The sequence below is a fragment of the Streptomyces sp. NBC_01237 genome (assembly GCF_035917275.1).
Taxonomy (GTDB): Bacteria; Actinomycetota; Actinomycetes; order Streptomycetales; family Streptomycetaceae; genus Streptomyces.
The window spans coordinates 1,258,622-1,283,339 of record NZ_CP108509.1 but is presented as its reverse complement, the minus strand read 5'-3'; the positions used below and the strand labels follow the sequence as shown (position 1 = coordinate 1,283,339).

22 protein-coding genes and 1 pseudogene are annotated in these 24,718 nt (G+C 69.1%); 18 read left to right on the top strand and 5 right to left on the bottom strand.

Going from position 1 to position 24,718, the window contains the following annotated elements; translation table 11 throughout:
• Positions 1-40: 40 nt before the first annotated feature.
• Positions 41-955, bottom strand: coding sequence for a LysR family transcriptional regulator (locus tag OG251_RS41805; protein WP_326682498.1), 915 nt, complete (start codon positions 953-955; stop codon positions 41-43).
• 128 nt (positions 956-1,083) lie between these two features.
• Between OG251_RS41805 and OG251_RS41800 the strand changes: the two genes are divergently transcribed.
• From OG251_RS41800 to OG251_RS41745, 12 genes are all read left to right on the top strand, one after another.
• Positions 1,084-2,082, top strand: coding sequence for a fumarylacetoacetate hydrolase family protein (locus tag OG251_RS41800; RefSeq protein WP_326682497.1), 999 nt, complete (start codon positions 1,084-1,086; stop codon positions 2,080-2,082).
• A complete protein-coding gene (locus tag OG251_RS41795) occupies positions 2,079-3,035 on the top strand; it encodes a cyclase family protein (RefSeq protein ID WP_326682496.1) in 957 nt (318 codons plus the stop codon). The genes OG251_RS41800 and OG251_RS41795 overlap by 4 nt, the downstream gene beginning before the upstream one ends.
• A 38-nt stretch (positions 3,036-3,073) precedes the next feature.
• Positions 3,074-4,204 carry an FAD-dependent oxidoreductase gene (locus OG251_RS41790; protein WP_326682495.1) on the top strand — a complete coding sequence of 377 codons (1,131 nt, stop codon included), beginning with the start codon at positions 3,074-3,076 and terminating at the stop codon, positions 4,202-4,204.
• Complete coding sequence (locus tag OG251_RS41785; protein WP_326682494.1) at positions 4,201-5,205, top strand: amidohydrolase family protein; 1,005 nt, start codon at positions 4,201-4,203, stop codon at positions 5,203-5,205. Before OG251_RS41790 ends, OG251_RS41785 begins: the two co-directional genes overlap by 4 nt.
• Positions 5,206-5,218: 13 nt before the next feature.
• Positions 5,219-6,160 carry a VOC family protein gene (locus OG251_RS41780; protein ID WP_326682493.1) on the top strand — a complete coding sequence of 314 codons (942 nt, stop codon included), beginning with the start codon at positions 5,219-5,221 and terminating at the stop codon, positions 6,158-6,160.
• Between the two features lie 182 nt (positions 6,161-6,342).
• Positions 6,343-7,314 (top strand): fumarylacetoacetate hydrolase family protein, encoded by a 972-nt coding sequence (locus tag OG251_RS41775; RefSeq protein ID WP_326682492.1) that lies wholly within the window; start codon positions 6,343-6,345, stop codon positions 7,312-7,314.
• Positions 7,311-8,054 (top strand): SDR family NAD(P)-dependent oxidoreductase, encoded by a 744-nt coding sequence (locus OG251_RS41770; RefSeq protein ID WP_326682491.1) that lies wholly within the window; start codon positions 7,311-7,313, stop codon positions 8,052-8,054. The genes OG251_RS41775 and OG251_RS41770 overlap by 4 nt, the downstream gene beginning before the upstream one ends.
• A gap of 125 nt (positions 8,055-8,179) precedes the next feature.
• Positions 8,180-8,935: a CoA transferase subunit A gene (locus tag OG251_RS41765; protein ID WP_326682490.1), complete on the top strand. Its 756-nt coding sequence runs from the start codon at positions 8,180-8,182 to the stop codon at positions 8,933-8,935.
• Positions 8,935-9,585, top strand: coding sequence for a CoA transferase subunit B (locus OG251_RS41760; RefSeq protein ID WP_326682489.1), 651 nt, complete (start codon positions 8,935-8,937; stop codon positions 9,583-9,585). Before OG251_RS41765 ends, OG251_RS41760 begins: the two co-directional genes overlap by 1 nt.
• A gap of 126 nt (positions 9,586-9,711) precedes the next feature.
• On the top strand, positions 9,712-10,932 hold the full coding sequence (locus OG251_RS41755) for an FAD-dependent monooxygenase (RefSeq protein WP_326682488.1): 1,221 nt from the start codon (positions 9,712-9,714) through the stop codon (positions 10,930-10,932).
• Between the two features lie 22 nt (positions 10,933-10,954).
• Positions 10,955-11,992, top strand: coding sequence for a cupin domain-containing protein (locus OG251_RS41750; RefSeq protein WP_326682487.1), 1,038 nt, complete (start codon positions 10,955-10,957; stop codon positions 11,990-11,992).
• Positions 11,993-12,028: 36 nt separating this feature from the next.
• The gene (locus OG251_RS41745) at positions 12,029-12,892 is read left to right on the top strand and encodes a fumarylacetoacetate hydrolase family protein (RefSeq protein ID WP_326682486.1); all 864 of its coding nucleotides are present in this window, start codon (positions 12,029-12,031) and stop codon (positions 12,890-12,892) included.
• 95 nt (positions 12,893-12,987) lie between these two features.
• Here the strand turns inward: OG251_RS41745 and OG251_RS41740 are convergent, their stop codons facing one another.
• A complete protein-coding gene (locus OG251_RS41740) occupies positions 12,988-13,998 on the bottom strand; it encodes a LacI family DNA-binding transcriptional regulator (protein WP_326682485.1) in 1,011 nt (336 codons plus the stop codon).
• 184 nt (positions 13,999-14,182) lie between these two features.
• On the opposite strand from OG251_RS41740, the gene rhaI reads away from it, so the two are divergent.
• From rhaI to OG251_RS41720, 4 genes and pseudogenes are all read left to right on the top strand, one after another.
• A complete protein-coding gene (gene rhaI, locus OG251_RS41735) occupies positions 14,183-15,352 on the top strand; it encodes an L-rhamnose isomerase (RefSeq protein ID WP_326682484.1) in 1,170 nt (389 codons plus the stop codon).
• 94 nt (positions 15,353-15,446) lie between these two features.
• On the top strand, positions 15,447-17,489 hold the full coding sequence (locus OG251_RS41730) for a bifunctional aldolase/short-chain dehydrogenase (RefSeq protein ID WP_326682483.1): 2,043 nt from the start codon (positions 15,447-15,449) through the stop codon (positions 17,487-17,489).
• Positions 17,486-18,937, top strand: a complete 1,452-nt coding sequence (locus OG251_RS41725; RefSeq protein WP_326682482.1) for a rhamnulokinase — start codon at positions 17,486-17,488, stop codon at positions 18,935-18,937. The genes OG251_RS41730 and OG251_RS41725 overlap by 4 nt, the downstream gene beginning before the upstream one ends.
• Before the next feature lie 84 nt (positions 18,938-19,021).
• Positions 19,022-19,366: pseudogene (locus tag OG251_RS41720) on the top strand (heterodisulfide reductase-related iron-sulfur binding cluster); the annotation flags it as partial.
• A gap of 734 nt (positions 19,367-20,100) precedes the next feature.
• Here the strand turns inward: OG251_RS41720 and OG251_RS41715 are convergent.
• The gene (locus tag OG251_RS41715; protein WP_326682481.1) at positions 20,101-20,655 is read right to left on the bottom strand and encodes a hypothetical protein; all 555 of its coding nucleotides are present in this window, start codon (positions 20,653-20,655) and stop codon (positions 20,101-20,103) included.
• 294 nt (positions 20,656-20,949) lie between these two features.
• Positions 20,950-21,099: a hypothetical protein gene (locus OG251_RS41710; protein ID WP_326682820.1), complete on the bottom strand. Its 150-nt coding sequence runs from the start codon at positions 21,097-21,099 to the stop codon at positions 20,950-20,952.
• On the opposite strand from OG251_RS41710, the gene trhA reads away from it, so the two are divergent.
• Together trhA and OG251_RS41700 are read left to right on the top strand one after the other, a co-directional pair.
• The gene (trhA, locus tag OG251_RS41705) at positions 21,040-21,693 is read left to right on the top strand and encodes a PAQR family membrane homeostasis protein TrhA (protein ID WP_326682793.1); all 654 of its coding nucleotides are present in this window, start codon (positions 21,040-21,042) and stop codon (positions 21,691-21,693) included. The two genes, OG251_RS41710 and trhA, sit on opposite strands and share 60 nt — an antisense overlap.
• A gap of 567 nt (positions 21,694-22,260) precedes the next feature.
• Complete coding sequence (locus tag OG251_RS41700; RefSeq protein ID WP_326682480.1) at positions 22,261-24,015, top strand: dihydroxyacetone kinase subunit DhaK; 1,755 nt, start codon at positions 22,261-22,263, stop codon at positions 24,013-24,015.
• A 27-nt stretch (positions 24,016-24,042) separates the two neighbouring features.
• Here OG251_RS41700 and OG251_RS41695 read toward each other — a convergent pair whose 3' ends face one another.
• Positions 24,043-24,699 carry an HAD family hydrolase gene (locus tag OG251_RS41695; RefSeq protein ID WP_326682479.1) on the bottom strand — a complete coding sequence of 219 codons (657 nt, stop codon included), beginning with the start codon at positions 24,697-24,699 and terminating at the stop codon, positions 24,043-24,045.
• Between the last annotated feature and the right edge of the window lie 19 nt (positions 24,700-24,718).

Below are 24,718 nucleotides of genomic sequence, written 5' to 3'. Positions count from 1 at the left end.
TCACGCCCTGCCTGTGGGCCCCGCGCGACAGGCGAAGGCGTCAGATCTCCGCATCGGCGACGCGCCGGCCGACCCTGGCCGCGGTTTCGCGGAGCCAGATGTGGGCGGCGTCGTGCGTGTGGACCGGGTGCCACCAGAGCGCTTCGCGCAGCGGCACCGCCTCGTAAGGAGGATCGAGTACGCGTACGGCCGCGATGGGGGCGAGCAGGCGGGCGAGGCGGGCTTGGACGAGTGCGATGCGGCGGGTCCCGGCGACAAGGGCGGGAAGGGCGTGGAAGCTGTCGACGGAGACCTCGACGCGCGGTTCGATGCCGAGCATGCCGAGCTGGCGTACGGCGGGGGCGTCGTAGGTGCGTTGGTAGGTGACCCAGGGCAGCCGGGCAAGGTCCTGGCGGGTCAACCGGTCCTCGATGCTGGGGTGGTCGTCGGCGACGACGAAGACCCAGCGGTCGTCGTACAGATCGGTGGCGGGGAAGTCGCTGATGACGCCGTGGGGCATCAGTAGCCCGTCGGTGGCGCTGAGCAGGCTCGCGGTGTCATCGACGATGGTGATGGGGGTGCGGGTGAAGCGCAGCCGGATTCCCGGGGCCTCCTCGTGGATGACGCGGGCCAGTTCGACGCCGAAGACGTCGACGGCGTAGTCGGAGGCCACGAGGCGGAACTCGCGGGTCTCCGTGGACGGGTCGAAGGCGGCCTGGCTGGCGAAGAGCCGTTCGATGACGTCATATGCGGTGGCGGTGCGGTCCAGGAGGACCTGGCCGAGCGCGGTGAGTTCGTACTGGCTCCCCACGCGGGACAGGAGCTCGTCGCCGAAATGCCGCCGCAGCCGGCCCAACGCGGCACTCATCGCGGGCTGGCTGAGCCCTACACGCTGCCCCGCCTTGGTGACGTTGCGCTCTTCGAGGAGGGCACGGAGGGCCACGACGAGGTTGAGGTCGAGACGGGCCAGGTTCACGGGACGGCTTCCCTTCACGTGCGCTGCCACCAGAGGTTATCTGCCTGGTGAATGGTAGTGATCCAGATAATCGATTTCCCTGATTGCTGGGAGCGGGTCCAGATTAGTCCCACCGCAACCAGGAGGACATGCCGGTGAAATCTCGATCCGCTTCTGACTCATTTGCCGGGCCTTTCGCCCTGGGCACCCTCTCAACCGCTGACGGCCCGGCCTTCCCCGCTCTCGTCGACCGCGACAGTCAGGTCCTCGACCTGCGTACGGCCCTGGCCGATCCGGCGCTGACCATGCGGGCCCTGCTGGAGCAGTGGCCGACCATTCTCCCGCTGCTGCGTGATCTCGCAGCCGAGGAGGGACTGCCCCGCCGTCCTCTGGCCGACTTCCGTGTCCTCGCTCCCGTGGAACCGCGGCAGATCTTCCAGTCGGGCGCCAACTACCGCCAGCACGTCATCGACCTGCACGTCGCACACCGCGATCCGTCCGACGGGCGCTCCGAGGAGGAGGCGCGCGCCGAAGCGGCCGAGATCATGGACCGACGTGCCGCCGACGATCTTCCGTACATGTTCATCGGCCTGCCCAGCTCCATCTCCGGCCCCAACGACGACGTCACGCTGCCCGCGTGGGCGGCAAAGCCGGACTGGGAACTGGAGCTGGCCGCGGTGATCGCCCGCCCCGCCTACCAGGTCTCCCCTCAGGAGGCGCTGGACTACGTGGCCGGCTACACGATCGCCAACGACCTCACCGACCGGGCCACCGTCTTCCGCAGGGACATGCCACAGATTGGAACGGACTGGCTGCGCAGCAAGAACGCTCCCGGGTTCACCCCCCTGGGGCCGTGGATCGTGCCCGCCGAATCGATCGGCGACACCGGCGACCTGCAGCTCACCTTGAAGCTGAACGGCGAGGTCATGCAGGACGAGTCCACCAAGGACATGATCTTCGACGTGGCGCGCATGGTCGCGTACGCCTCCCAGAGCGCGCGCCTGCTCCCCGGCGACCTCGTACTCACCGGGTCGCCGGCCGGCAATGGCATGCACTGGGGGCGCCTGCTGCGCGACGGCGACGTCATGGACGCCTCCATCTCCGGACTGGGCGCCCAGCGCACCCGATGTGTCGCGGAGGGGAAATGAACCGCACCGACCCCGCGGGCGCGGTCGCTCAAGCGGCCGAGCAGTGCTCCAACTGGGGCCGCTGGGGCGAGGACGACCGCCTCGGCACCGTGAACTACCTCGACGAGGCCAAGCGCCGTCAAGGCGCGGCCCTGATACGGCGAGGCGTCAGCTTCTCCCTGTCCCAGCGCTTCGACATCAACGGCCCCCAGAAGGGCTGGCGGCGGCGGACCAACCCGGTCCACACCATGCTCGACACCGGCACGGACGCAGCCCTGGGCAACCAGGGACTTCCCCACGGCATCGGCGGCGCCGACGACGTGATCGCGATGCCGCTGCAGTGCTCCACCCAGTGGGACGGCCTGGGCCACATCTTCGACCACGGCAAGGCGTGGAACGGCCGGCCGGCCGAGCAGGTCGTCACCTCCGACGGCGACCAGGTCACCGGCATCGAGCACATGGCGCCACACATCGCCGGGCGAGCCGTGCTGCTGGACGTCGGCCGGACGACCGGAGAGGACGGTGAACTTCCCGACGGGTTCGCCATCACCGAGGAGCACCTGGTGGCCGCCGCCGAAGCCCACGCGGTGACGGTCGGCCGCGGCGACATCGTCCTCGTCCGAACCGGGCAGCTCGCCCGCGTGCGCCGGGACGGCTGGGGCGACTACGCCGGCGGCGCTGCCCCGGGGCTCTCCTTCACCACGGCGCCCTGGCTCCACGGCAGCGAGATCGCCGCGATCGCCACCGACACCTGGGGCTTCGAGGTACGGCCCAACGAGTTCGACCACGCCTTCCAGCCACTGCACCAAGTCGTCATCCCCCACATCGGCCTGCTCATCGGCGAGATGTGGGACCTGGAGGCTCTCGCCGAGGACTGCGCGGCCGACGGCGTCTACGAGTTCTGGCTCACTGCCGCACCCCTGCCCATCACCGGCGCCGTCGGGTCACCCGTCAACCCCATCGCCGTCAAGTAGTCCCGGGGCCCACAGCCCGAGGAACAAGGGAGTTCCCCATGAGCACACCTCGCAAAGTCCTGGTCATCGGAGGCGGAGCAGCCGGCAACACCGTCACCATCCTGCTGCGCCGCGCCGGAATCGAGGTCGACCTCGTCGAAGCGAAGGACGACTGGAACGCCACCGCCGGATCCGGCATCACCCTCCAGGGAAACGCCCTGCGGGTGCTACGCGAACTGGGCGTCTGGGAGGACGTCAAGGCCTCCGGGTTCGCGTTCGGGTCGGTCGGGATCACCGCCCCCGACGGCACCGTCCTGCACGTCCAGCGCGACCTGCGCACCGGCGGCGACGACCTTCCGGCAACCGTGGGCATGCAGCGCCCGCGTCTGCAGCACATCCTCATCGAGGCCGTCCGTGCAAGTGGCGCGACCATCCGTCTGGGCACCACCGCCACCATCGAGACCCAGGACGACACCGGCGTCTCCGTCCGCCTGAGCGATGGCAGCAAGCACTGCTACGACCTGGTCATCGCCGCCGACGGACTGGGCTCGGCCACGCGCGCACAGATCGGCATCACGGACAAGCCGGAACCGACCGGCATGGCCATCTGGCGTGCGGCCGCCCCGAGACCCGCCGGAGTCGAGCGCACCGACCTCGCCTACGGCGGCGCGGCATTCATCGCCGGCTACTGCCCCACCAGCGACACCACCCTGTACGCGTACGTGGTGGAGAGGAACCGGGACCGCGCCTCCATACCGCCCGAGTCGTACGCGCAGGAGATGCGGAAGATCGCCTCCACGTACGGAGGTGCCTGGCCGGCCATCACCGCCACGATCACCGACCCGTCCAAGGTCAACTACACCTGGTTCGACCGGCTGCTGGTCGAGGGTTCGTGGCACCGCGGCCGCGTCGTCCTCATCGGCGACGCAGCCCACTGCTGCCCCCCGACCCTCGCGCAGGGCGCCGCGCTGTCGCTGGAGGACGCGTGGGTGCTCGCACAGTTGCTGACCGAGGCCGAAGTCTGGGACGGGGAACTGCTGCAGGCCTACTACGAGCGGCGGATCAGCCGGGTTCGCCCCGTCGTCGAGGCGTCCGTCCAGATCGGCCAGTGGCAGCTCGACCACGTCCGGGACGCCGACGTGCCGGGGCTGATGGCCCGTACGATGACGATGCTCAGGGAGCTGCCGTGACCGCCCCCACCGTGGATGTGCACGCCCACGTCCTGCTCCCCCAGGTCGAGGCTCTCCTGGCCGATCAGCCCGGGTACGCGCTGGCCAAGGAGCTCGACGCCCGGCGCAACGGCCCCGCCGCTCTCGCGGTCAGCGGCCCGATGGTCCGCGACCGCCTGCCCCGTCTGACCGAAGTGACGGAACGCCTGGCCGCTATGGACGCGCAGGGCGTCGACGTCCAGCTGGTCAGCCCCTCACCCTCGCACTACCACTACTGGACCGACGCTCCGACGGCCGAGAAGGTCTACCGACTCGCCAACGAGGCCACAGCAGCCCACTGCGCCCAGGCACCGGACCGGCTCCGGGGCCTCGGCCTGGTACCCCTCCAGCACCCCGAGCAGACCGTCGCGGCACTGGATCACGCCCTCGAACAGGGCCTGGCCGGGGTGGAGATCTCCAGCCACGCCCCCGGTCGGGAACTGTCCGATCCCGCCTACAACTCCTTGTGGACGCGTGCCGAGGAGACGGGCGCCGTCATCTTCCTGCACCCCTTCGGCTGCACGCTCGACGAGCGTCTTGACCAGTGGTACCTGTCCAACACCGTGGGTCAACCCAGCGAAAACGCCGTCGCCCTGTCCCACCTGATCTTCTCCGGGGTCCTGGACCGGCATCCCGGACTGAAGATCATCGCGGCGCACGGCGGCGGCTACCTGCCGACCCATATCGGGCGCAGCGACCACGCCTGGCGCGCCCGGAACGACGCGTCCGCCGACTGCGCCCAGCCCCCGAGCAGCTATTTGCGGCGGCTGTACTTCGACTCCCTGGTGCACGACCCGCAGGTGCTCCGGGCACTGGTGCGAGCCGCAGGAGCCGACCGGGTGCTGCTCGGTTCCGACTTCCCCTTCGACATGGGTGCGGCCGACCCTGTCGCCGCCCTGCGGTCCGCCGAACTGGACGAGGCCGATCTCGACGCCATCCGCGGCCGGAACGCCGCCGCACTGCTCAACATCTCTCCCGCCTGAGGAGGCAACCCGCATGAGCACAAGCCGCCTGTTGACCCACCTTCGGCACGTGGACCTCGCCGTGCCCGACTACGACAAACAGCTCGACTTCTACGCCGGTGTCTGGGGACTCACCAAGGTCGCCGAGGATTCCGGCATCTCCTTCCTCGCTGCCGAGGGCAGCCCGGAGCAGTATGTGGTCCGGCTGCGCAAGGCGGACGAGAAGCGCTTGGACCTCGTCTCCTACGGCGCCGCCACTCCGGCGGACGTCGACACGCTCGCCGAACAGCTCCTGTCCACAGGCGTGAAACTGATCTCGCAGCCGGGCACCGGCAACACCCCAGGAGGGGGCTACGGCTTCCGCTTCTTCGACGTCGACGGACGCACCATCGAAGTCTCCGCGGACGTCGAGGTCCGGCGTCACCGCAAGATCGAGGAGAAGGAGGCGATCCCGGTCAAGCTGTCGCACGTCGTGCTCAACTCGCCCGACCTGGAGCGGACCCGGACCTGGTACGAGCAGCACCTCGGCTTCCGGCTCTCCGACACGCTCAGTTCGCCCCACATGGGCGACGTCATGCACTTCATGCGCATCAGCAGCCAGCACCACTCCATGGCACTGGCCAAGGGACCGCACACATCGCTCCATCACATCTCCTTCGAGATGCGTGGCATCGACGAGTACATGCGCGGCTCAGGGCGAGTGACCCGGGCCGGATTCACCAAGATCTGGGGCCCGGGCCGGCACACGGCGGGTGACAACACGTTCACCTACTTCCTCGACCCCCACGGCAACACCGTCGAGTACACCACCGAGCTGGAGGAACTCGACGAGGACACCTGGCACCCCCACGTCTACGACTTCTCCCAGCCCGAGGTCGCCGACCAGTGGGGTACGGCGAACCCGATGAACGAACTTGTCGCCAAGGAGTCCTTCAACGACCCCGACCGCGGCAGCTTCGTCGCCCCACCGGTCTAGCCTCCGGCCCGCGTTGCCCCCGGGAGCGCGGGGGCGGTGTCCCGCTGGGACCCCTGCCTCCGCGCTCCCGGTCGAGGGCGTCCGGCCCTGAGCCCGCCCCGTGGTCCCGCCACTCGCCTGGCGTGTCCAGGCCGGCGCGTCGTGTATTCGACCTCGTTTCCCCTCCCTCTTGGAGCCGCATCATGCGCTTCGCCGCTTTCGAGTACCGCCACCGCCCGCGTGTCGCTGTAGTGGACGACGACGGCACACTCTTCCCCCTGCCGGGCGTCACCTCGCTGACCGACCTGATTCGTGAAACCGGTGGCTTGGCCGGCCTGCTCGCCGCCGCGGCGGTGGCCCAGGACGTGCCGCCCGGCCCGCACGTCTCCCAGGTGCGGCTCCTGGCACCCCTGCAGCCGTCGTCCGTGAGGGACTTCGTCACCTTCGAAGAACACGTAGAAGGTGTACGCCGGTCCGTGAGCGGCGAAGCGGGCGTTCCCGAGCAGTGGTACGAGGCACCCACCTTCTATTTCACCAACCCGCACGCGGTGTTCGGCCCCCACGACGACGTTCCCATGCCTCCCGGATCCTCCGTACTCGACTTCGAACTGGAGGTGGCAGCCGTCATCGGACGGGACGGCCGTGACTTGACCTCGGCACAGGCGCAGGACCACATCGTCGGCTACACGATCTTCAACGACTGGTCCGCGCGGGACCTGCAGTCGGCAGAGATGCAGGTGGGTCTCGGACCGTGCAAGGGGAAGGACACCGCCTCCACTCTCGGCCCCTACCTGGTGACCGCCGACGAGCTGGAGCCCTACCGGGACAGCGAAGGCTTTCTGCGCCTCGCGCTGACCGCCGAGATCAATGGTGCAAAGGTCGGCAACGACCTCCTGTCCAACATGAGCTGGACTTTCGAGGAAATGGCCGCCTACGCCTCGCGCGGCACCAGCATCGTCGCCGGCGACGTCCTGGGGTCGGGCACCTGCGGCAACGGCGGCTGCCTGGCCGAACTATGGGGCCGTTCCGGCGAACAGAGCCCGTCGCCACTGGGGCCCGGCGACACGGTCACCTTGACCGTGGAAGGTCTCGGGTCGCTCACCACTCGCATCACGCCCGGCGTGGCTCCGGTCCAGCTGCCCCGCGCGCGGCGCCGCAACCGGGAGCGGCCGTGAGCAGCGGAAGGCTCGCAGGAAAAGTCATCGTCGTCACCGGAGCGGCACGGGGGCAGGGCGCTGCCGAGGCTGCGGCCTTGGCGCGCGAGGGCGCCACCGTCGTCGCCACCGATGTGCGTGGCGGCGAGAACGTACGTCGGCTCGATGTCACCCTGGCCGAGGACTGGGCCGACCTCGCCAGCTACCTGCGCGAGACCTACGGGACGGTCAACGGCCTGGTCAACAACGCCGGCATCACCTGGCGTGCCCGGCTGGACGAGATCACCTCCGAGGACATGAGCCGCGTCCACGCCGTCAACGTCCACGGACCACTGCTGGGTATGCAGCACCTTGCTCCGCTGATGCCCCCTGGGGCGTCGGTCGTGAACGTCGGCTCCTCCGCCGCGCTCACAGCGCACTACCCCGTTGCCTACACCACGAGCAAGTGGGCGCTGCGGGGCCTGTCGAAGACCGCTGCCCTTGAGCTCGGACCGCGCGGAATCCGGGTGAACACGATCCACCCCGGTTTCATCGAAACAGAGATGACGGCTTCAGCGGCACCGGCATTCCGTAAAGCGAACATCGCGGAAACACCGCTGGGCCGCGTCGGACGAGTCGAGGAGGTTGCCCCCCTGGTGGTGTTCCTCCTCTCGGAAGAGTCGTCCTTCATCACCGGCGCCGACATACCGGTGGACGGCGGCCTCACCTCGCACGGCGGTGTGAAGTCGGTGTCCGACGCACTGCGTACCGAGGCCGGCTGATGGGAGTGCACGAAGGGAAAGCCGACCTGAACTTCGGCACGGCCGGTGGCACCGGCCGGGCCGTCGCCGACGGCTGGAGGCTGGCCGTGCTGCCCAGCCCACTGACCTGAAAGGAATCTGGAACCGTGGACAAGGTCATCCATGAAGCCACGGAGGCCGTCGCCGACATCCCTCACGGCGCGTCCATCGCCGTCGGCGGGTTCGGCCTCAGTGGCATACCCGAGACGCTGATACGAGCCCTGCACAGCCAGAACACCACCGACCTCAAGGTCGTGTCCAACAACTGCGGCACTGACGGCCGAGGGCTCGGGATCCTGCTGTCGGCCGGACGCATCTCCCGGGTCACCGGCTCCTACGTCGGCGAGAACAAGGAGTTCGCCCGGCAGTACCTCGGCGGCGAACTCGAAGTCGAGCTCGTACCCCAGGGAACCCTCGCAGAACGGCTGCGTGCCGGAGGCTGCGGCATCCCCGCCTTCTACACACCCGCCGGCGTCGGCACCCAGATCGCCGACGGCGGACTGCCCTGGCGGTATGCGCCCGACGGCGCTGTGGCCCTCGCCTCCCCGCCCAAGGAGACCCGGGAGTACGACGGCCGGACCCACGTCCTCGAACGCGGCATCACCGCTGACTTCGCGCTCGTGCGCGCCCGGCGGGGCGACCGGCACGGCAACCTCGTCTTCCGCCACGCCGCAGCCAACTTCAATCCACTGGCCGCCATGGCCGGCCGCATCACGATCGCCGAAGTCGAGGAGCTCGTCGAGCCGGGAGACCTCGACCCGGACCACGTGCATCTGCCGGGCGTCTTCGTCCAGCGCGTCGTGCCCCTCACCCCCGCCCAGGCGGCCGACAAGCAGATCGAGAAGAGGACGGTGCGCAGCTGATGGCCTGGAACCGCAACCAGATGGCCGCGCGGGCCGCCAACGAGCTGACCGACGGCTCGTACGTCAATCTCGGCATCGGTCTGCCCACCCTCATCCCGGCATTCGTACCAGCCGGTGTGCACGTCGTGCTGCACTCGGAGAACGGCATCCTCGGCACAGGCCCCTACCCCACCGAGGACGAGATCGACTCCGATCTGATCAACGCGGGCAAGGAGACCGTCACCGTCCTTCCGGGCGCGTCCTTCTTCGACTCGGCCCTGTCGTTCGGGATGATCCGCGGCGGTCACATCGACACCGCCGTACTGGGAGCCATGCAGGTCTCGCACCGAGGCGACCTGGCGAACTGGATGGTCCCCGGCAAGATGGTCAAGGGCATGGGTGGAGCCATGGACCTCGTCCACGGCGCACGCCGAGTCATCGCGCTGATGGAGCACACCGCCAAGGACGGCTCTGCGAAGATCGTCCAGGACTGCACCCTGCCGCTGACCGGCCGCCTCTGCGTCGGCCGGATCATCACCGATCTCGGCGTCCTGGACGTCACCGACCGCGGTCTGGTCCTGGTGGAGACCGCGCCCGGTGTCACCGTCGAAGACATCCGCGCCCACACCGGTGCACCCGTGCACATCGACAGCGCGGCTGCCGCCTGCTGAGCCTTCGCGGGTCACCCCGAGGACCCGCAGCAACCTGCCGCCCTTCCGCCCTGATGGTCCGCACGACAACGATCCCGACACAGCGACCGCAATGGACGCGGACCGACCCCCTCCAAGGAGGCCCTGGTGCCTTTGACTTCTCCGCCCCTGCACATCGCCGTCGTCGGAGGCGGCATCGGTGGGCTGGCCGCAGCCCTCGCGGTCGCCCGGACCGGCCACCGCGTGACACTGGTGGAGCGAGCCGCACGCTTCGGAGAGATCGGAGCCGGCCTCCAGCTGGCCCCGAACGCCTCGCTCGCTCTTGCGGAACTCGGCGTTCTCGACGCCGTACAACGTTCAGCAGTCGCGCCGCCGCGACTCGTCATGATGGACGCACTCGGCGGCGAGCAGATAGCCGCCCTCGACCTGCGAAGCAACGCCTACCGCAGCCGCTTCAAGCATCCCTACCTCGTCACCCACCGCACCGATCTGCACCAGGCACTTTTGGCAGCCTGCCAGGAGCACCCCTCGATCAGTCTGCGCACCGGACACACCGTCACCGGCGCGGAACAGACACCGCACGAGGTGCGCCTGGACTTCGCCGAGACGCCCGAGCGGCTGACGGCGGACGCGGTGGTGGCGGCGGACGGCCTCCACTCGCGTCTGCGGCAGCTCCTCGTGGGCGACGGCGACCCCGTCTGCTCCCGCTACGTGGCCTACCGAGGAGCCCTGCCGGTCAGCAGCATGACCGGATCCATGTCCCAGCACGCGTCGTCGGAATCGGTGATCGTGTGGGCCGGTCCGCGGATGCATCTCGTGCAGTACCCCGTACGGCGCGGCGAGCTCTACAACCAGGTCGCGGTCTTCGAGAGCGACCACTACACCCCCGACTCGGACGACTGGGGCACCGAGGCGGAGCTGGAGGAGCGGTTCGCCGGAGCGTGCAGTACGGTGCGCGACGCCCTGCCTCTGGTCGCGCGGGACCGGCGCTGGCCCCTGTTCGACCGGCTGCCGGTCGCCGACTGGGTCCATGGACGAATCGTGCTGCTGGGCGACGCCGCTCACCCGATGCTGCAGTACCTGGCTCAGGGTGCCTGCCAGGCCCTGGAGGACGCGGTGGCCCTGGGAAGGTCTCTGCGCGAGCACACCGACCCGGCGGATGCCTTCACTTCCTACGCCGGCCTGCGCAGTGAACGAGCCACAGGCATCCAGACCAACGCCCGGCGGTTCGGTGACATCTGCCACCTGGACGGCATGGGAGCCGTCATGCGCAATCAGCTCCTGGCCACCCGCGCCCCCGACGACTTCGACGACATCGCCTGGGTGTGGACCCCGACCACCGAACCCGAGGCATCGACCGCCCCGTGAGCGACCCCCGCGAGGAGACGAAATGACCGACGACCCCGCCTACAAGGCCCTCGACGGCCTCGGCGCCGCCCCGCTGTGGCGCTTCTACGGAAACCTGTTCCCCGCCCAGCCCCGCAGCCGGGCCGTGCCCCACCGGTGGAGCTGGAAGGAGTTGCGGCCCCACCTGCTGCACTTCTCCCAGACGCTGTCTCTGGAGGAGGCCGAACGACGGGTCCTCATGCTCGTCAATCCCGGCCTGACCGATCCACCGGCCACGGTCAACACTCTCTACGCGGGGCTGCAGGTCATCCTCCCCGGTGAAACGGCCCAAGCACACCGGCACACCTCCAACGCCTTCCGCTTCATCCTGGAGGGCGACGGCGCCTGGACCACCGTCAACGGTGAACGCGTCTTCATGGCCCCCGGCGACCTCCTGCTCACCCCCGGGTGGCACTGGCACGACCACACACACGAGGGCGACGTGCCGATGATCTGGCTCGACGCGCTGGACTACCCCCTCGTCAACGCCCTGGAGGCAGGGTTCTACGAGAAGTATCCTCAACGCCTCCAGCCCGTGACCCTGCCCGACGACGCCGGGTCCCGTCAGTTCCTCCACGGCCGCCTGACTCCGGCGTGGATCACTCCGCAGGGACCCAACTCTCCTGTCACCCGCTACACCTGGCAGGAGACCGACCGGGCACTGGAAGCCATCGCGGACACGGCCGCAGGCAGCGACGTCGACGGCATCGTGCTGGAGTACACCAACCCCTGGACCGGCGGGCCCGTCATGCCCACCATCGGCTGCCGTGTCCAGAGGCTGCGCCCGGGCTTCGACGGAGCCGGCCGCCGCCAGACCGCATCGACCATCTTCAATGTCGTCCGCGGCGAAGGCGCCACCATCGTCGACGGCACGCGCCTCGACTGGACCGAGAACGACACCTTCGCCATACCCGGCTGGGCCTCCTACCGGCACCTGAACACCTCCACGTCCGGCGACGCGGTCCTGTTCTCCTACAGCGACGAGCCGGTCATGCGCTCCCTGGGCCTCTACCGCACCGAGAGCGCCGACCCCGGCGCCTGACCACCCCACCCCTCTGACACCCCCAAGGAGGCCACGATGCGTCTGGCCCTTTTCAACCAGGGACGGCTCGGTGTCGTCGACGGCGACACGATCATCGACGTGACCGACCAGGCCGGTTCTCCCTCCACCGGCGCGGCCGGTGCACTCCACCACTACATCGAGACGCTGGCCGAGGGAACCGGCCCGGTACTGGTGCCATCACGCGGCCGCCGGGCGCCGCTGTCGGAGGTGACGCTCGAAGCGCCACTGCCCCGCCCCGGAAAGATCATCGGTGCCCCGGTCAACTACCTCGATCACAAGGCCGAGATGGACTACCCCACGTCCATCGCCGACCTGGGCGTCTTCCTGAAAGCCAACTCATCGGTGATCGGCCCCGGTCAGGCCATCGTCCTGCCCTACTCCGACCAGCGCACCGACCAGGAAGGCGAGCTGGGCGTCGTCATCGGCCGCACCGCGTCGCGAGTGAGCGCCGAGGACGCGCTGGACCACGTCTTCGGCTACACCTGCCTGCTCGACATCACCGTCAGGTCCGGTGAGGACCGGTCCACCCGTAAGTCCTTCGACACCTTCACCCCCATCGGGCCGTGGGTGGTCACCGCCGACGGCATTCCCGATCCCGGCCGGCTCCATCTGCGCTGCGACGTGGCGGGGGAGACCCGGCAGCGCACCAACACCGCCGACCTCATATTCGGAGTCCGTGAACTGATCGCCTACGCCTCCTCGGTGATGACTCTGTACCCGGGCGACGTGATCGCGACGGGCACGCCGGCCGGGGTCGGCCCGCTCGCCCACGGGGACCGCGTCGTCGTGGAGATCGAAAGCATCGGACGGCTTGAGGTGTCCGTCGACGGCTCCCAGGCCACCTCCTACGCGTCCCGGCCGGGAGACCGCCGCAGCTGAGCCGCCATGCGGTCGGGCCGGTACCGAGCCAGAAGGCGGTGGCTCGGTACCGCGCGGCCTTGAGCCCTAATCCGACCAGCCACGGTCAGGGGGGCTCAGGCCCTGGGAACGGTGGAGCGACGTACTACGAGCTCCGGCTGGAGCACGATGCTCTCGTGCCGGTGGCCCTCCGATGACGGGTCGATTTCCTTCAGGAGGAGCTCGGCGGCCAGACGGCCGATCTCACCAGCAGGGTGGCGGACGGAGGTCAGCGGGATGAGGCAGGCTTCGGCGAATTCGATGTCGTCGTACCCGATGACCGCGAGATCATCCGGCACCCGCACTCCTGCGTCAAAGACGGTCTGCATGATGCCCAAGGCAAGCAGATCGTTCGCGCAGAAGACAGCGCTCGGCCGCGGGCTGAGGCCGATGAGGCGGTGACCGGCGTCCCGGCCGCTTCGTACGTCATGCCGGTGCACCGGCACATCGACGACGGTGTCGGCGCTCATGCCGGCTTCCTGCACAGCACGCAGGAGGCCGTCCCGCCGGTCACGGACCTGCCGCAGCTGCTCGGGGCCGCCCACGTAGGCGATGCGGCGGTGTCCGGCCTTCAGGAGGTGCCGGCCTGCCAGCAGTCCGCCAAGAACGTCGTCGGCGGCCACCGAGCACACCTCGTTCTCGCCGACCGCCCGGTCGACGACGACGAAGGGGATGTTCTGGCGGCTCAGCGCGTGCCAGGGTGCCCCGTGCGAGTCGACGGGCGCCAGCAGCACGCCGCGCATCCGCTGCTCGGCGAAGAGCGACAGGTAGGCCTGCTCGGCGGACTGGCTCTCGGCACTGTTGCAGACCATCACCCCGAGCCCGGCCCGGACCGCCGCCTCTTCCGTACCCCGTGCCAGGGCGGCGAAGAAGGGGTTGCCGGTGTCCGTCACGAGCAAGCCCAGCATGCGGCTTCGTCCCGCGCGGAGTTGACGTGCCGATTCGCTCCGGACGTACCCGAGGATTTCGATGGCCGCCTGCACACGTGCACGCGTCTGCTCGGACACCTGGTCCGGCCGGTTCAGGACGTTGGACACCGTGCCCACGGATACTCCTGCTTCGCGTGCTACCTCCTTGATCCCCACCACAGCCGGCCATCCGTTCCTCTTCGATCTGAGCGAACGCCATCCTAGTCGGCGCAGCCGTGTGCGTTGAATGCTTTCATTACGCGTCAACCGCATCCTCTTGACGGGCTTCGCCGCAAGTGCTTTCGTTTCTATGAAACGATTCATCAATGGCGTCGACGCGGCGCCCCAGGTTCCGAGGTTGACCATGACTGTCGTGCGGGAGGCCGTGAAGGCCACGCTCAGGGCCCAGACCATAGAGACACCCTCCTGGGGCTATGGGAACTCCGGGACTCGCTTCAAGGTGTTCGCCCAGCCCGGCGTTCCCCGCACGCCGTGGGAGAAGCTGGAGGATGCGGCGAAGGTGCACGCATACACCGGTGTCGCGCCTAAGGTCTCGCTGCACATCCCCTGGGACGAGGTCGAGGACTACGCGGCCTTGGCCGCGTACGCCGAAGACCATGGCCTGAAGCTCGGTGCCATCAACGCCAACACCTTCCAGGACGATGCCTACAAGCTGGGCAGCGTCTGCCACCCGGATGCGCACGTGCGACGCCGCGCCGTGGACCACCTGCTGGCGTGCGTCGACATCATGGACGTGACCGGCTCGCCGGACCTCAAGCTCTGGTTCGCCGACGGCACCAACTACCCCGGTCAGGACGACGTCTCCGCCCGGCAGGAGCGGCTGGCCGAGTCCCTCGCCACGGTGTACGCGCGCCTCGGCGAGAATCAGCGGATCCTGCTGGAGTACAAGTTCTTCGAGCCGGCGTTCTACACCACCGATGTCCCGGACTGGGGCACCGCGTACGCCCACTGCCTCAAGCTGGGCCCGAAAGCGCAAGTGGTCGTCGACACCGGGCACCACGCGCCGGGCACGAACATCGAGTTCATCGTGGCGTTGCTGCTGCGAGAGGGCCGGCTCGGGGGCTTCGACTTCAACTCGCGCTTCTACGCCGACGACGACCTGATGGCCGGGGCCGCCGACCCCTTCCAGCTCTTCCGGATCATGTACGAGGTGATCCGGGGCGGGGGACTGGCGGCGGAGACCGGGATCGCGTTCATGCTCGACCAGTGCCACAACATCGAGGCGAAAGTCCCAGCGGTCATCCGCTCGGTGATGAACGTGCAGGAGGCAACGGCCAAGGCTCTCCTGGTCGACCACGACGCTCTCGCATCCGCTCAGCGGACCGGAGACGTGCTCGCCGCCAACGCCGTCCTGATGGACGCCTACGCCACCGATGTACGCCCGCTCCTGCGTGAGGTACGCGAGGAGGCGGGCCTGAACGCCGATCCCGTCGCCGCGTACGCAGCATCCGGCTGGTCCGAGAAGACCGTCACCGAGCGAGTCGGTGGCGAGCAGGCCGGCTGGGGCGCCTGACCCCACGCCCTCGCGCGCCGGCGTTCATTCGGCCCATCGCGACTCCCCAGCTGCCGCCCCACCCCGCCCTCCCGCCCGTTCCAGAAGGATGCTCATGTCTTCCGTCCGCCGCCCCGCCTCCGATCTGCTGAAGCGTTCGCACCGCCTCGGCTCCGATGCCCGCAACACGAACTACGCCGGCGGGAACACGTCGGCAAAGGGAGCCGGGGCTGATCCCGTCACCGGTGCAGAGGTCGACCTGCTGTGGGTCAAGGGATCAGGCGGCGACCTGGGAACTCTGACCGAAGACGGTCTCGCCGTGCTCCGGCTCGACCGGCTTCGCGCTCTGAAGGACGTCTATCCGGGCGTTGACCGTGAGGACGAGATGGTTGCCGCTTTCGACCACTGCGCCTTCGGCAAGGCCGGCGCCGCCCCCTCCATCGACACCGCCATGCACGGGCTGGTGGAGGCGGCCCACGTCGACCATCTCCACCCCGACTCCGGCATCGCACTCGCCTGCGCTGCCGGCGGGGAGAAGCTGACAGCCGAGTGCTTCGGCGACAGCGTGGTCTGGGTGCCGTGGCGCCGCCCGGGCTTCCAGCTCGGGATGGACATCGCCGCAGTCAAGGCGGCAAACCCGCAGGCGATCGGCTGCGTTCTCGGCGGCCATGGCATCACCGCCTGGGGCGACACGTCCGAAGAGTGCGAGAACAACTCCCTGCGCATCATCCGCACCGCCGAAGCCTTCCTCGCCGACCGTGGCCGACCCGAGCCCTTCGGGCCGGTGATCGAGGGCTACCAGGCGCTCCCCGTCAGGGAACGCCACGAGCGGGCTGCTGCCCTGGCCCCTCACATCCGAGCCCTTGCCTCACAGGACCGTCCTCAGGTCGGACACTTCACTGACACAGAGGTCGTCCTCGACTTCGTGTCACGCGCCGAGCACCCCCGACTCGCCGCTCTCGGTACCTCGTGTCCCGACCATTTCCTGCGCACCAAGGTCGCCCCTCTGGTCCTGGACCTGCTGCCCACCGCACCGCTGGAGACGACCGTACGACGGCTCAAGGAGCTCCACGCGGCCTACCGCGAGCAGTACGCGGCCTACTACCAGCGGCACGCGACCGCCGACTCGCCCGCGATGCGCGGAGCCGACCCGGTGATCGTCCTCGTGCCCGGGGTGGGGATGTTCTCCTTCGGCAAGGACAAGCAGACCAGCCGGGTCGCCGGAGAGTTCTATGTCAACGCGATCAACGTGATGCGCGGCGCCGAGGCCGTCTCCACCTACACCCCGATCGAGGAGTCCGAGAAGTTCCGCATCGAGTACTGGGAACTGGAGGAGGCCAAACTGCGGCGCATGCCCGAGCCCAAGCCCCTCGCCACCCGGGTCGCCCTGGTGACCGGAGCCGGAAGCGGCATCGGGAAGGCGATCGCGCACCGGCTCGCCGCCGAAGGCGCCTGTGTCATCGTCGCGGACCTCGACGCGGACAGCGCCGAAGCGGTCGCGGACGAACTCGGCGGACCGGACCGGGCGGTTGCCGTCACCATGAACGTCACGGACGAGGAAGAGATCGCCGCCGCGTTTCGCGAGGCCGTCCTCGCGTTCGGAGGCGTCGACCTGGTCGTCAACAACGCCGGCATCTCCATCTCCAAGCCCTTGCTGGAGACCACTGCGAAGGACTGGGACCTGCAGCACGACATCATGGCCCGCGGCTCCTTTCTCGTCTCCCGCGAAGCAGCCCGGCTCATGATCGAGCAGGGCCTCGGCGGCGACATCGTCTACATCGTCTCGAAGAACGCCGTCTTCGCCGGCCCGAACAACATCGCCTACTCCGCCACCAAGGCAGACCAGGCCCACCAGGTGCGCCTTCTCGCGGCCGAGCTGGGCCAGCACGGCATCCGCGTCAACGGAGTCAACCCCGACGGCGTCGTCCGTGGTTCGGGGATATTCGCCGGTGGGTGGGGCGCCCAGCGGGCAGCCACCTACGGCATCGAGGAGGACAAGCTCGGCGAGTTCTACGCCCGGCGGACCCTGCTTAAGCGGGAAGTCCTGCCCGAGCACGTGGCGAACGCGGTCTTCGCCCTCACCGCGGGCGACCTCACCCACACCACCGGTCTGCACATCCCCGTCGACGCGGGTGTCGCCCCGGCCTTCCTTCGATGAGCACACCCGACAGCGCGGTCCTCGCCGCCGTCGACCTCGGCGCCAGCAGCGGCCGCGTCATCACCGGTCGCGTCACCGCCGGCCGAGTCGACCTCACCGAGATCCACCGGTTCGCGAACCGCCCTGTCCGTCTGCCCGAAGGCTTGCGCTGGGACATCCACGCCCTCTACACGGGGGTCCTCGACGGACTGAAAGCAGCCGGGGAAGTCGACAGCGTGGGCATCGACAGCTGGGCCGTGGACTACGGACTCCTCGACGCCGACGGCCACCTGCTCTCCGCTCCCGTCCACTACCGCGACACGCGCACGGACAACGTCCCGGAGCAGGTCTGGCAGACCGTCCCCGCCGAGCAGTTGTACGCCCGCACCGGTATCCAGCACGCCCCGTTCAACACCCTCTACCAGCTCGTCGCCGCCCAGCGCACAGCACAGGCGTCGATCGCCTCAGGACTGCTGTTGATCCCTGACTTGATCACCTACTGGCTGACCGGCGAGCAGGGCACAGAAGTCACCAATGCCTCGACCACCCAGCTTCTCGACGCGAGCACCGGAACCTGGGCCGAGGACATCGCCCGCCCTCTCGGCATCGACCTGAGCCTGTTCGCCCCACTGCGCGCCCCCGGCGACAAGGCCGGCACCCTGCTGCCGGACGTGCTCCAGCAACTGGACTTGCAGCGGCAGGTACCGGTCACCACGGTCGCGTCCCACGACACCGCCTCCGCTGTCGCCGCGGTGCCCGCCGGCCGCAAGGACCACTTCGCCTACATCTGCACCGGCACCTGGTCACTCGTGGGCCTGGAGCTGTCGTCACCCGTGCTGACCGAAGCCAGCCGGCTGGCCAACTTCACCAACGAAGCCGGTATCGACGGCACCGTGCGATACCTGCGCAACGTCATGGGCTTGTGGCTGCTCCAGGAATGCATGCGCGACTGGGGTGATGACGATGTGGTGGGACTGCTGCGGGAGGCCGCCTCGGTAAAGGGGCTGCGGTCGGTGATCGACGCTTCCGACACGGCCTTTCTCGCACCGGGCCTGATGCCGCGACGCATCGCACAAGCGTGTTCGGCCACAGGACAGCCCGAGCCGGTCACGCGCGGGCAGATCACGCGGTGCATCCTCGATTCCCTCGCGCTGGCCCACCGGCGCGCGATCGAGCAGGCACAGGAGCTCTCCGGCCGCCACGTCGACATCATCCACATGGTGGGCGGCGCCGCCCGCAACAGGCTGCTGTGCCAACTCACCGCCGACGCGTCCGGACTGCCCGTCGTCGCAGGCCCGGTGGAAGCCGCCGCCCTGGGCAACGTACTCGTCCAGGCCCGCGCACTCGGCCTGGTCGGCGACGTCCCCCAGATGCGGCAGCAGGTGGCGGACAGCCAGCCGCTGCACCGCTACGAACCGTCCGGCGACCGAGCGGCCTGGGATGCCGCTGCCCGGCGGATCTCCGGCTGAGACCGGACGCCCGAACCTCCGGATGGGCGCGGAACCTGACACCGCGCCCATCCGGAGCCCTGCCACCCGAACCGAAGGGCCGCGATGCGTGTCGTTCTCTTCCTCACCTGTGTCAACGACACGCTCCACCCCGGGCACAGGCCGCGCCGTGTGGTGCGACTGCTGAACCGGCTCGGCGTCGACGTCGACTTCCCGCTCGGACAGACCTGTTGCGGTCAGCCGCACTACAACACCGGCTACCGGCGCAAGGCCGGACTGCTCGCTCACCGGTTTGCCGACGTCTTCGCCGACTACGACGCCATCGTCACGCCTTCGGGGTCGTGCGGCGCCATGGTGCGCGAGCTCTGCCCGAGGATGGTGCGTCGGGCAGAAGCAGAAGGGCGAGGTTCCTCGCTGGCCGAGGCCCTCGCCAAGGTCGTTCCCGTGACGGGGCAGTACGAGGCACCACGGGAAAGACCAGCACACATGCTCTGATCAGGGAAAACGTCATGTGGTGGCATCGCGCGGCACCGCATGACATGAACGCTTTCAGTCTCGTAATGCGTTGGTCCCGGGTTCGAATCCCGAAGGCGGCTCAGAAAAACCCCAGGTCAGCTCCATGACCTGGGGTTTTCCCTTCTGCTGACCTCGAAGCTACGGTAGATCGGTCACTTATGGCCTCTGCACTTCACTGCGAAGGTCGCAGGGTCGTCTCGCTGTCGCCTGCGCGCTACGGCAAGGCTTTGACCTGCAGATCCGGTATGGCTGAGCCCTTCGGGTGATCGAGCAGCCAAATGGTTCGGTGGACAGCCGATGGACAAGCGTGACGCTACGTCAGGGATACCTTCGCTTTCCATGGGATGGAGACAGCTTCGGGTGCCTGGGGAAGGGGGTCGGCGGCGGAAGGGCCTGTGCTGTTCCGACATGCGGAGGGCATCTCTGAGCAGCTGGCCGTCGCTGTTCCGGCCGACCTGTTGATCGCCGTCCGCCGTTTCCTCCCTCGCTGTGTGCAGGAGCGCGGCGACCGCTCGGGGGCGGGCAAAGCGCTTCGAGGGAGACGGCCTCGCGGTGTGCCGCAAGGCTGTAGCGCCTCACTCACGATTCGGCTGGACGTATCCGAGATGAGCTGGCGGCCCTCCGCCGAGGGCGCGTCATTGGCGGTCCCAGTGGGCGAGGGCCTGCGTTTAGACGTTCGACCAAGCTTCGAGGAAGGCTTTCCGTCCAGCAGCACCGTCCGACCTGCGGTCGGCGTGCAGGACGTGCCACGCGGTGAGTTCGAGATCGCGGAGCCACAGTTCACCGATGACCTGTGTCTTGAGGTCGGGAAGGTGGTCGGACTCGATGAGGGCTTGACCGATCACCTCTCCAGCTGCGAGGCGTTGGGGCGGGGTCATCTCGTCGACGGCCGACAGAATCTGCCGGGCCAGGGTGGTTCCCTCGCCTGTCAGTGATTCGAGTACGCCGGCCCTGATAGTGCCGGGCAGCAGGTAGGCGGTGCCTGAAGACCTCCACAGGTCCGACCAGAAGCGTTCTCCTGCCCCGGTGGGAACCGGCAGCGCGGCCAGCAGTCCGAGGAGATGGCCGATTGCCGCGTAACCACCGGAGTGGGCAGCTGCGACGACTGCGATGCCTGCGACGCGCTCCACATCGAGCTGACCGGTTTCCGAAGCGGGGCCCAGCTGATGTTCCAACTGATCGGTCAGAGGGGTGGACAGGTGGGGACGAACCTCAGGAAGCATTGGCGATCCTTGCGGGTAGGCGAGCGGAGATGCCGGTTCGGAAGCCCTGATCGTTCCCCACGGCCAGCCGGTCTACTCTGCTCCGGAAGGCCCAACCGACCTCGGGGTCGCGGCGGCTCGCATGGCGGCGACGGTCCCGCATCGGCGACAAGCCCTTTCGCCCGGACCTCTGGAAGGGTCTCGCACGGACTTTCCTAGCATGAGCGCATGATTGCCAGTGACGCCCATGAGTCCGGTGGAGGTCGGGAAGCTATGTCCCGCGATGCAGCTGAGGCCGGAAGTGTCCACGTCGGCTCAGGGCGTGGAGAGCGCGGCGAAGTCGCACTGCCCCGCGAAGCGCAGGGTGACGGTGGAGCGGAGAGTGGTCATCTGGGCGCTGCTCTGGTGGAGCAGGCTGCCGACCTGGTGGAGCCGGTCAAGCCGAGGCTGCGTGGCTGGCTGCATGCGGGGATGGTCCCCGCCTCATTGACCGCGGGCATCGCGCTCATCTGGCTGGCTCGCACGCCGCAGGCGGTCTGGGCCTGCGCCGTGTACGCGGTCACTGCCTGGCTGCTGTTCGCGACGAGTGCCATCTACCACCGCGGTACCTGGGGGCCGCTAGGGGAGGCTCTTCTGCGACGTCTCGACCATGCCAACATCTTCCTGATCATCGCAGGTACCTGCACCCCCCTGGCCGTGCTGCTTCTGCCGCCGAGCGATAGGTCCGTGCTGCTGTGGACCGTGTGGGCCGGCGCGTCGGCCGGTATTGCCTTCCGGGCGCTGTGGGTCGGAGCGCCACGCTGGCTGTACACCCCGTGTTACCTGGCTCTGGGGTGGGCGCCGGTGTGGTACCTGGCAGACTTCCTGCACACCGGAGGAGCGGCAGTACTCACCCTGATCGTGGTCGGCGGTCTCCTCTACAGCGCGGGCGCGGTCGTCTACGCACTCCAGCGCCCCGATCCCTCACCTCGCTGGTTCGGCTTCCACGAGGTGTTCCACGCGCTCACCGTGGCAGCGTTCACCGCACACTACGTCGCCATCCTTCTGGCCGCTTACTGACCAGGTCGCTACTTTCCAGGGGCGAGCCGCGGTGTAGCGAACCACGATGGCCCTACCGGAGTGTTCCAGGGCCGCAGTGTTGCCGGGCGAGGTCGGCGCTGACGGTCCTGCCGCCGCAGTGATGCGGGGGAGCCGGTTGACCACGGGCCAGCCGAAGCCTCCGGCGTCGCCGTTCAGTTCGCGGATACGCATGCGCGGGGCCCGAGGGCTTCTGTCGTGGACGGCCACCCGCCCCCGGCCCCCGACGCACCGCCTGGTGCCGTGTCCGTGGCTGCCTGCGGACACAGCCAACACAGCATGTAGTGAATTGCAGAATTTGACATTCATTTATTTGTTGAAGCCGGTGGCGCACGTGGGCGACTCACGGGGGCAGACGGTCAGACGCGGACGGTGGGCGACGAGCGGTGTTCTCGGTGAGACCCGTTCGCGTTGCGGCCGGCCCGCCGGAGGCGACAATGGGGTTCCGCGATGTCCCCCCGGGCCGCTGGTTCTGCGGGCCCGCCAACTGGTCGTCGGGAAGTGGCCCGTGGGGACCGTTCCTGTGAGGCGCTCGCCCTGGAGGTCCAGATGAGCTTCTTCCTTCCTGATCGCGAGGCGGTCCTGGCGGGATGCCAGGGGCTGGCGCTGTCCCATCCAGGCATAGGGGTGTGTCCGGACCCGCTGTACATGCTGGCGACCCGGCCGGCGCCAGGACGGAAGGTGGCGCTGGTGGCCGGGGGCGGCGCCGGACACGAGCCACTCGACGGCGGACTGCTGGGGCGCGGTGGCGTGGACGCCGTGGTGCCGGGCCCGGTGTTCACCTCTCCGACAGGCGCCCAGGTGGAAGCGGGAGCCCTGGCCGCCGCCGCGGTCGGCTCGCGTGGCGCTGTCCTGCTGATCGTGAAGAACTACACCGGGGACCGGATCAACTTCGCTCTCGCGGCGGAGCGGGTCCGCGCCGCCGGGATCAGGGTGGACGAGGTGGTGGTCGACGACGATCTCGCCACCGCGTGCACGGCGGCGGGACGGCGCGGGACGGGGGGCGTGCTCGTGGTGGAGAAGATGCTGGGGGCGATGGCCGACCGGGGCGCCGGCCTGGGGGATCTGACCGGGCTGGGTACCCAGGTGGTGGCCGCCACGCGGAGCCTCGCCGTCTGCGCACGCGCCCACACGTCCCCGGCGCTCAGGTCGCCCGCGTTCGCTCTGCCGCCGGGCGCTCTGGACTACGGCGTCGGGATCCATGGCGAACGGGCTGCCCGCACCGTCACTGCCTCCCGTCCGGTCGAAGACACCGTCGGCTGCATGCTCGACGAGCTGCTGGCCGATCTCCCGCTGGCCGGGGACGGGGTCATCGCCGTGATATCGGGGCTGGGAGGGACGGGGGAGCTGGAACTGAGGGCGATCAGTGCGCTCGTCCACCAGAATCTGACCGCACGCGGGGTCCCGGTACGCTCCCTGGCCACGGGCGTCTACGCCACCGCTCTGGACATGGCGGGGTTCAGTATCACCCTCACCCGTGTGGCCCCGGGATGGCTGGAACTGTGGACGGCACCCGCGGACACACCGCTGTGCCTCCCCGGCCCGGCGAACCCCGGCGGCGTGCTCCTCGAACCCCCGGACGGGTTCAGCCGAGCTCCCCTTCACGCCTCGCCCGCTGTCGGGTCACGAGCCGGAGGCGCCTTCCTGGACGAACTGCACCGGATATGTCTGGCGGCGCACGCAGACCTCACCGCCCTCGACCAGGCGGCGGGGGACGGCGATTTCGGCGACAACTTCTGCGGTGGCGTCACTGCCGCCGTGCGGTGTGCCCGCGAGAACCGGCTCGCCGGCACAGCCGCGCTCGCCGAAACGTTCCGTGACCGTGTCGGCGGCTCCAGCGGTCCCCTGTTCGGCCTCCTGTTCACCGCTCTGGAGCCTGCTGCCGACCACACCCCGCCGGACATCGCCCATCTCGCCGCCGCCCTCCAGCAGGCGCTCACCCGTATCAGCGCCATCGGCGGTGCGGCGCCCGGTGACCGTACTCTGCTCGACGCGCTCGCCCCCGCGGCCGTATCCCTCACGGCCGCGTCACCGGGCAGCCACCGCCAGCCGGTGACCGCTGCGGCGCGGGCAGCCATCGACGGCGCCCTCGCCAGCGCGGCACTTCCCGCCCGCCGAGGCAGGGCCAGCTACACCGGCGCCCACGGCACCGGGCAGCCCGATCCCGGCGCGGTCGCGATCGCCCTCGTCCTCATCGCGCTCGCGCGTGTTCACGAACCGGGCCCGGCCGCCGCTCTTCCCGACCCCGCCGAGGTCACCCGCGCCGATGACCTCGGGGGATCGCGAACTCCCGCACCGGGGTGAGCCTTCCGGTGCGGGAGTACGGTGCCCTCAGCCCGTGGTCGTCGGGTCCCGGTCGCCCCAGCTTGCGATCCAGGCGGCCAGTACCTCGTCCTCCAGGGACTCGACCCAGGCGTCGGCGAGCGCGGCGCACTCAGGGGAAGAACCCGCGCCGACACCGATGACAGGCATCCCCGCGTGCACGGCGGACTGGATCCCGCACAGCGAGTCCTCGATGGCCAGGCAGTGGGCGGGTTCCACACCCAGCAGGTCCGCCGCGCGGGTGTACACGTCGGGATGGGGCTTGGGCCGCATCCGGCCGACCGGCACCACAACGTGGCGGAAGTGCCCGAGGAGCCCTGCCGAACCCAGGCAGGCCTCCACCACGTCCCCGGGGCAGTTGCTGGCCACCGCGAGCGGCAGCTTTCCGGCCGCGGCCTCCACCACCGCGGACGCGCCGAGGCATGTCACCGGCTCGGCGGAAGCCAGCATCCGGAACGCGCCCAGCAGTTGATCCGTCATCTGCGACGCCAATTCCTTCCGCCCGGCCACCCGCGCCATGAGCCTCCCGCACTCGGTGTAGTGGATTCCCTGCGAGAGTTCCCAGAACTTCCTGTCCGGGACAACTCCGTATTCATCGAGGACCTGCTTGCGGGCGTCCACCCAGTGCTTCTCACTGTCCATCAGGGTTCCATCGCAGTCGAACACGACCGCTCTGGGGGACCAT

Bases quoted from the DNA above. Each gene is read 5' to 3' on its own strand.
- OG251_RS41800 (WP_326682497.1), top strand. From the start codon at position 1,084: ATGCCGGTGAAATCTCGATCCGCTTCTGACTCATTTGCCGGGCCTTTC.
- OG251_RS41795 (WP_326682496.1), top strand. From the start codon at position 2,079: ATGAACCGCACCGACCCCGCGGGCGCGGTCGCTCAAGCGGCCGAGCAG.
- OG251_RS41790 (WP_326682495.1), top strand. From the start codon at position 3,074: ATGAGCACACCTCGCAAAGTCCTGGTCATCGGAGGCGGAGCAGCCGGC.
- OG251_RS41780 (WP_326682493.1), top strand. From the start codon at position 5,219: ATGAGCACAAGCCGCCTGTTGACCCACCTTCGGCACGTGGACCTCGCC.
- OG251_RS41775 (WP_326682492.1), top strand. From the start codon at position 6,343: ATGCGCTTCGCCGCTTTCGAGTACCGCCACCGCCCGCGTGTCGCTGTA.
- OG251_RS41760 (WP_326682489.1), top strand. From the start codon at position 8,935: ATGGCCTGGAACCGCAACCAGATGGCCGCGCGGGCCGCCAACGAGCTG.
- OG251_RS41750 (WP_326682487.1), top strand. From the start codon at position 10,955: ATGACCGACGACCCCGCCTACAAGGCCCTCGACGGCCTCGGCGCCGCC.
- OG251_RS41745 (WP_326682486.1), top strand. From the start codon at position 12,029: ATGCGTCTGGCCCTTTTCAACCAGGGACGGCTCGGTGTCGTCGACGGC.
- rhaI (WP_326682484.1), top strand. From the start codon at position 14,183: ATGACTGTCGTGCGGGAGGCCGTGAAGGCCACGCTCAGGGCCCAGACC.
- OG251_RS41730 (WP_326682483.1), top strand. From the start codon at position 15,447: ATGTCTTCCGTCCGCCGCCCCGCCTCCGATCTGCTGAAGCGTTCGCAC.
- OG251_RS41725 (WP_326682482.1), top strand. From the start codon at position 17,486: ATGAGCACACCCGACAGCGCGGTCCTCGCCGCCGTCGACCTCGGCGCC.
- OG251_RS41715 (WP_326682481.1), bottom strand. From the start codon at position 20,655: ATGCTTCCTGAGGTTCGTCCCCACCTGTCCACCCCTCTGACCGATCAG.
- OG251_RS41710 (WP_326682820.1), bottom strand. From the start codon at position 21,099: ATGCAGCCAGCCACGCAGCCTCGGCTTGACCGGCTCCACCAGGTCGGC.
- OG251_RS41700 (WP_326682480.1), top strand. From the start codon at position 22,261: ATGAGCTTCTTCCTTCCTGATCGCGAGGCGGTCCTGGCGGGATGCCAG.